This is a genomic window from Sphingopyxis sp. GW247-27LB (assembly GCF_002277025.1).
Classification (GTDB): domain Bacteria; phylum Pseudomonadota; class Alphaproteobacteria; order Sphingomonadales; family Sphingomonadaceae; genus Sphingopyxis.
Window position 1 is genome coordinate 108,355 of the sequence record NZ_NIWD01000003.1, and the last position, 6,000, is coordinate 114,354.

Sequence of the window (6,000 nt, forward strand, 5' to 3'; positions counted from 1 at the left end):
CCGGACGAGAGAGGAAGAAACATGCATTTTCTATATGCCGCCCATGTCACCGACGACCATCTGACGCCCGATCAGCAGCGGGTGCTGCGCGGCCTGCGCGCGCCCGCCATGGCAACGGACGTCGACACGCCTTCGCACAACAGCCGCCCGAAGGATTTCGACAGCGCCCAGGACTGGGTCACCGCCTTCTTCGACAAGGGAGCCGAGGAAGTGCTCGGCTATTATGCCGACGATTTCGTCTGGGAAGATATCGAGTTCATGCAGACGATCACCACCAAGGAGGATCTTTACAAGGCCTTCGTCGTCTTCAACAATTCGGGGCCGGAATCGCCCTTCGGCGTCCACAAGTTCGAGGTGCTGAGCTATGACGGCGACCGCTGCCCGCGCCAGCATGCCCAGACGCGACAGGGCCCGACCCCCGGCGAATTCCCCGAAGAGGTCTATCGCCGCTATGCGGACAATATCTTCCTCGGCGCCGACTTCGACTATGACGAATGGGGCTATATGCAGTGGATCTGGAAGGCCACGCATAACGAGGATTTCTTCGGCATCCCCGCCGCCGGCAAGACGACCTACACGCGCGGCACCACCACGCAATTTTATAGGGACGGCAAGATCGTGCGCTGCCGCACCCACTGGAACTTCCGCGAGTTCGCGATGCAACTCGGCGTGATCCCCTTCCCCGACGAAGCCTGGCGCAACAATCCGGGCCTCGGCGAGCAGGGCTGATGCGCTATCGCCTGCTCGGGAAGAGCGGCCTACGCGTATCGCAGGTCGCGCTCGGCACCATGACCTTCGGGACCGCGGCGGATTGGTCGCGTCCCGAAGAGGAATGCCGACCGGTGTTCGACGCCTTTGTCGAGGCTGGCGGCAATTTCATCGACACCGCCAACATGTACACTGGCGGCGAGAGCGAGCGGATCGTCGGGCGGATGGTCGCATCCGATCGGGACCGGTTCGTGATCGCCAGCAAATATGCCAATGCGGTCCCCGGCGGCGGCGATCCCAATGCCGCCGGCATGCACCGCAAGAGCTTGGCACGTTCGCTCGATGCCAGCCTCCAACGCCTGGGAGTCGACTATATCGATCTCTATTTCGTGCATTGGTGGGATTTCACGACACCCGTGGAAGAGGTCCAGCGGGCACTCGACGACGCGGTGAGCGCCGGCAAGATCCTCCATGTCGGACTGTCCGATGTGCCGGCGTGGGTGGTATCGCGGGCACAAGCCTTCCACGATTTGCGCGGACTGGTGCCCGTGAGCGCGATGCAGCTCGAATATAGCCTCGTCCAGCGCTCGATCGAACGCGAGCATCTGCCCCTCGCGGCCGCCCACGATATCGGCGTGACGGCCTGGTCGCCGCTGGCCGGCGGCATCCTGACCGGCAAATATACGCGCGCGGCCGACGCCAGCGGCAACAATCGTATGGACAGTATGCAGCTCCAGCCCTTGGACGAGCGCAATCGCGAGATCGCCGAAGCGGTCGACAGAATCGCCGACGGGTTGGGCGCCTCATCGGGCCAGGTGGCACTTGCCTGGATGATGGCGCGCGGCGTCATTCCGATCGTCGGCGCGACCCGCGCAGATCAGCTGAAGGAGAATCTGCGCGCGGTGGATCTCGTGCTGAGCGACGAGACTCTGGCAGCGCTGGATGCGGCCAGCACGTTTGATGCCGGCCATCCATACAGCATGCTCGAGTGGGAGATGCCCATGGCCCTCGGCTATGGTGGGATGTTCGATCACATCGACATTCCCCGCTTCCCGGGACGGCGCTGATCCGGGGCACTCGCTCGCCGTCCTTCGGTCGGGCGGCCCGCGGATGAGGGTCCGTGGAAATTGGATGAGGTGGGATGACCAGTTTCTACGTGGTGATAATGGGGCCGGCGCTAGACGCGCCGATCAGCATGCCGGGCGCGGCGCTGGGGCTGGCCGGGTAGTCTGATCGGCCCTGCTCTCCTTCACCTGATTCTAGAAGCCTCAGCGCCATCTTGGTATTATCGGGGATCGGCCGCCTGACCTCTTCCCGGTCCTTGGCCCGCAGCGAATATTGGATTTCCCGCCGCCCGTCGAGGAGACCTTGATGGCAACCGAATGCACGGCCTACCGCGACGACAAGGGATCGCTTCACCCCACGCCGGAAAGGGCGACGCTCGCCGATCTGGCCCATGTCTTGGGCCGCGTCGGCGAAGAAGGCGGCATGACCGCGGGCGTGGCTAAGCTGATCTTCGAAAAGCGCGAGGATATCGAGCGGGTGTTCGCCGGGCATGATATGATACTCGCCCGCAGCACATCCTCCGAGGAGGAGGCAGCCGACATCGTGCCGATCAAGGGTGCCGGCTGACCCCGCCCTGACCGGCCCATCGACGCGCCGCGCCCGGGCTTTTCCTTTGGCACGGACGATCAGCGGTCGGTCGAATATCCGGTTGCCTGGCCGGACATGGCTGTCGCGGCGAGCCTCGCTGCCTCCTCGGCGGCAAGCGGAGGGCCGAGAAGGAAGCCTTGCCCATTTTCGCATTTGAGCTTGCGCAGCAGGAGCAGTTGTTCCTCGGATTCGATATGCTCTGCGACGCACGGCGTGCCCAAGGCCTCGCAAAGCCGCAAAACACCTTCGAGAAGGCGCTGGCTGGCCGTGGAATCGACGATGGAATCGATCAAGGCCCCGTCAAGCTTGATCGTGTCGAAGCGAATCTCGCGCAGATAGGCGATCGACGCGAATCCCGCGCCGAAATCGTCGAGAATGATGCGAATGCCTTCCGCCTTGAGCAAGGCGAGGTTGGCACGCACCGTCTCGAAATCGATCAGCAAGGCCGTTTCGGTGACCTCGGCGCTGAGCCGGGCGGGAGGCAGTCCGCATTCGGCGAGTTTGCCGATCAACTCCCTTGCCGATGACGGCGAGCAGAGCTGGATCGCGCTCAGGTTGACCGACAGGCGAATGGTGTCCGGCCAGTCGCGCGCCGCGCGCATCGCCTTGAGCAGCAAGGCGTCGTTGATCGGCTCGATGAGGTGGAGCCGTTCGGCGATCGGCACGAATTCCGAAGGCGAGATTTCGCCGAGATCATCATGTTTCCACCGTGCGAGCGCCTCGAAGGCGAGCAGCCGCATCGTCGCCAGTTCATAGACCGGCTGGAACGCCAAGCCGATCTCGTCGCCTGCGCCCGGAGATTTCAAGGCATTCGCGATATCCGAGCGTCGCTTGCGCGCTGCTTCAAGAATGGGATCGAATATCGAAACTTCGTCGCGGCCACGCTCCTTGGCCACCTGCAGGGCGATATCGGCCTGCATCATGGCGACCTCGAACGCGTCCTCGCCGGCCCCGAGCAGCGCGATCCCGCAGCCCGCTGTTACACGAAACTCCCGGCTTTCATCGACGAGCGGCGGCCGGAGAACATTTGCGATCGCAACCCCGAACTGCCGGGCGGCCTCGACATTAACGCAGCGCAAGAGGAACGCGAACTCGTCGCCTCCGACGCGCGCGAGCATATCCCTGTCACCGAGGAGCGTTCCGAGACGCGAGCCAATCTGCCGGAGCAGCCGATCGCCGACGCTGTGGCCAAAGACATCGTTGATAGGTTTGAAATCATCGAGGTCGATGATCGCGACGGCGACATCCCTCTCTCCTCTCGATGCCGTCCATCCCGCGGCCGCCTCGAGAAAGGCGCGGCGGTTGGGTAAGCCAGTCAGATGATCGGTGTTGGCGATGACCTGGACGCGCGCGGCTTCCGCGAGCGCGCGCTGCTCGGCTTCCAGCGCCCGGCTCCGTTCCGCTTCGACGGCCGAACGCGTGCGAATGAGCTGAACGAATCCCCGCTCATGAGTGTTCAGCAACCGCAAGATGAGGCAGATGACGAGGATGAGGCACAGCCCGAGGCCGATCGGAGCGGCCTCGCCGATCATAATCAGCCTCGCCGCCAGCGGCAGCGCGAGAAAGACGAGCGGCATGCGGGCGACATTGGGGAAACTCGCGAGCCCGTATGCGCACCCGAGCGCGGTCAGGCTCCCGAAGAGGATCGCATAATTGAGTTCGGCAAGTCCGGCGTTTTCGAAGACAACCAGACCCCAGATACCGAATGCCAGGCTCAACAGGGCAGCGATGAAGGGCATCGGCCGGGTTCGCGCCAATATCGTCTCGGGCGGGAGATCGCGGGGCTCGCGCTTCATCCAGTATACCAGCCTGGCCAACATGAAGGCGATCAGTAGGCCACCGGGCCACAGCGATGCCTGCCACTCCCGCGATGTCGCGAAGTGAAACCCTACAAAGTTGAGGAGGGAAATTGCGTAGATGAAGGGAATCTGGCGCTTCAGCGCGGCATAGCGCGTCCGCAGCATGGCCCGCCCCTCGTCGGTGACGGCTTCCCCGGCGCTCGTATAGCGATTCCACCAGGTGCGCAGGGCGGTCCACATGCATGTTCCTTCCATCGGAAAGGTTAAGGAAAGCCGCTAGCTATCTCACCGGCCTGTCGGTGCTCTTCCTCGCAACCCACGGCCTCGTTGCGGGCGAACTGGGCGGCATCGCCGAGCCTGGTCTCGTCTTCACCCCTCCCGAGGTCGCGACCGCGACCGACGATGGTTTCCTCGCCGCATCGGAAGCCTCGCTCGATCTCGGCGCGCGCTGGGTGATCCTCTCGGCCTGCAATACCGCCGCAGGCGATGGTAGCGCTGGCGCACCCGGCCTTTCCGGGCTCGCGCGCGCCTTTTTCTTCGCCGGCGCCGAAAGCCTGCTCGCCTCGCACTGGCCTGTTCGCGACGACGTCGCGGCGGTGCTTACCGTGCGCCTCTTCGAGCTGATGCGCGCCGACCCGGGCCTGTCGCGCGCCGAGGCGCTGCAGCTGGCGATGCGCGAGATTCGCGACGACCCGCGCGCCGATCCCTTTTTGGCCAGTTGGGCGCATCCGAGCGCCTGGGCACCCTTCTCGCTGATCGGCGACGGCATCGATTGACGCCGATGTCGATTGACGGCCGGCGCACATGCGTGGCTGAAGGGGGTCTGGCCGCTGCACGAACCGCTCCGCGGATTGGAGCTAGTGGCGATGTAAGGCGGCCCAGCGAGCGTCGCGCCTGACCAAGATGCAAGCCCCAGCCGTAATCACCAAGGCTTAGCCAGCCGCCACAGCGCACTTATAGGTCGGTAGCGTTTTGAACTCGAGTTCAGGGAAACCTTCGGCAGCCGACTTGTCGAGCGCATCATAATAGAGATTGGCACCGCCAAAATAGATGAGGACACGCGCACCCTTGTCGTCCCGGTTGGCGCCCATCATCCACGAATTGACCTTGTCACCTTCGGCCATCAGTGTCTGGCCATGGATGTTTGCAGTCGCCGCCGTCCATTCACGCTCGGCTTCCTCGCGCGGTTCGAAAACGTCTAGCCCCTCGCGTTCCATCTTTTCGATGCAGCGCGAGATCCAGATGGCGTTCTGCTCGATCGAGGTCGGCAGGTTGGCGAAGGGTGCCTGGGGACCGGTGACGGTGAACATGTTGGGGAAGCCAGCAACGCAAACCCCCATGATGCACGCCGATTGGACCCGCCATTTTTCGCGCAGCGTCTGCCCGTCGTTGCCGCGGATCGGAAAGGCTTCGAGCGCGCCGGTGTAGGCCTTGAAACCGGTCGCCAGTACGATGATGTCGAACTCATAGTCGTTTCGGGTCGTGCGCACGCCGGTTTCGGTGATTTCGACCAACGGCTCCTGCTTCTTGATGTCGACCAGCCGGACATTGTCGCGGTTGAAGGCTTCGAGATAACCGTGGTCGAGTGGCGGGCGCTTGGCGAACAGCGGATAGTCGTCGAAAGTCGGTGTCAGCATCTCGGCGAGTTCGGGGTCGTTGACGCGTTCCTTCATCTTGGTGGTGATGAACTCACCTGTCAAACGGCGTTCAAAAGGGACCCCCTATCGGCGTCGAAGAGGGACCCCCTTTTCGGATATGATGCCGGTTAGTTGAGGGTCGCCTTGCGCTGCGTGCGGCGGAGGGCGGGCGTAGCCCGACCGGAGGCGCGCGCAGCGCAAGA

6 protein-coding genes are annotated in these 6,000 nt (G+C 63.6%); 4 read left to right on the top strand and 2 right to left on the bottom strand.

Annotated features, from left to right (window positions below; all coding sequences use genetic code 11):
- The first annotated feature begins 21 nt into the window (after positions 1-21).
- The 3 genes from CD928_RS04260 to CD928_RS04270 all read left to right on the top strand — a co-directional run bounded on the left by CD928_RS04260 (position 22) and on the right by CD928_RS04270 (position 2,340).
- The gene (locus tag CD928_RS04260) at positions 22-729 is read left to right on the top strand and encodes an ester cyclase (RefSeq protein ID WP_095385506.1); all 708 of its coding nucleotides are present in this window, start codon (positions 22-24) and stop codon (positions 727-729) included.
- Positions 729-1,775, top strand: coding sequence for an aldo/keto reductase (locus CD928_RS04265; RefSeq protein WP_095385509.1), 1,047 nt, complete (start codon positions 729-731; stop codon positions 1,773-1,775). The genes CD928_RS04260 and CD928_RS04265 overlap by 1 nt, the downstream gene beginning before the upstream one ends.
- Positions 1,776-2,046: 271 nt before the next feature.
- A complete protein-coding gene (locus CD928_RS04270; protein ID WP_255247032.1) occupies positions 2,047-2,340 on the top strand; it encodes a hypothetical protein in 294 nt (97 codons plus the stop codon).
- A gap of 59 nt (positions 2,341-2,399) precedes the next feature.
- Here the strand turns inward: CD928_RS04270 and CD928_RS04275 are convergent, their stop codons facing one another.
- Positions 2,400-4,325, bottom strand: a complete 1,926-nt coding sequence (locus CD928_RS04275; protein ID WP_217983714.1) for a bifunctional diguanylate cyclase/phosphodiesterase — start codon at positions 4,323-4,325, stop codon at positions 2,400-2,402.
- A 77-nt stretch (positions 4,326-4,402) separates the two neighbouring features.
- Between CD928_RS04275 and CD928_RS04280 the strand changes: the two genes are divergently transcribed.
- Positions 4,403-4,936 (top strand): CHAT domain-containing protein, encoded by a 534-nt coding sequence (locus CD928_RS04280; RefSeq protein WP_095385555.1) that lies wholly within the window; start codon positions 4,403-4,405, stop codon positions 4,934-4,936.
- A gap of 156 nt (positions 4,937-5,092) precedes the next feature.
- Here CD928_RS04280 and CD928_RS04285 read toward each other — a convergent pair whose 3' ends face one another.
- The gene (locus CD928_RS04285; protein WP_217983715.1) at positions 5,093-5,860 is read right to left on the bottom strand and encodes a hypothetical protein; all 768 of its coding nucleotides are present in this window, start codon (positions 5,858-5,860) and stop codon (positions 5,093-5,095) included.
- Positions 5,861-6,000 lie beyond the last annotated feature (140 nt).

What these genes read in the sequence shown, in the direction of transcription:
- CD928_RS04260 (WP_095385506.1), top strand. Translation starts at nt 22, where the DNA reads ATGCATTTTCTATATGCCGCCCATGTCACCGACGACCATCTGACGCCC.
- CD928_RS04265 (WP_095385509.1), top strand. Translation starts at nt 729, where the DNA reads ATGCGCTATCGCCTGCTCGGGAAGAGCGGCCTACGCGTATCGCAGGTC.
- CD928_RS04275 (WP_217983714.1), bottom strand. Translation starts at nt 4,325, where the DNA reads ATGCTGCGGACGCGCTATGCCGCGCTGAAGCGCCAGATTCCCTTCATC.
- CD928_RS04280 (WP_095385555.1), top strand. Translation starts at nt 4,403, where the DNA reads ATGTTCCTTCCATCGGAAAGGTTAAGGAAAGCCGCTAGCTATCTCACC.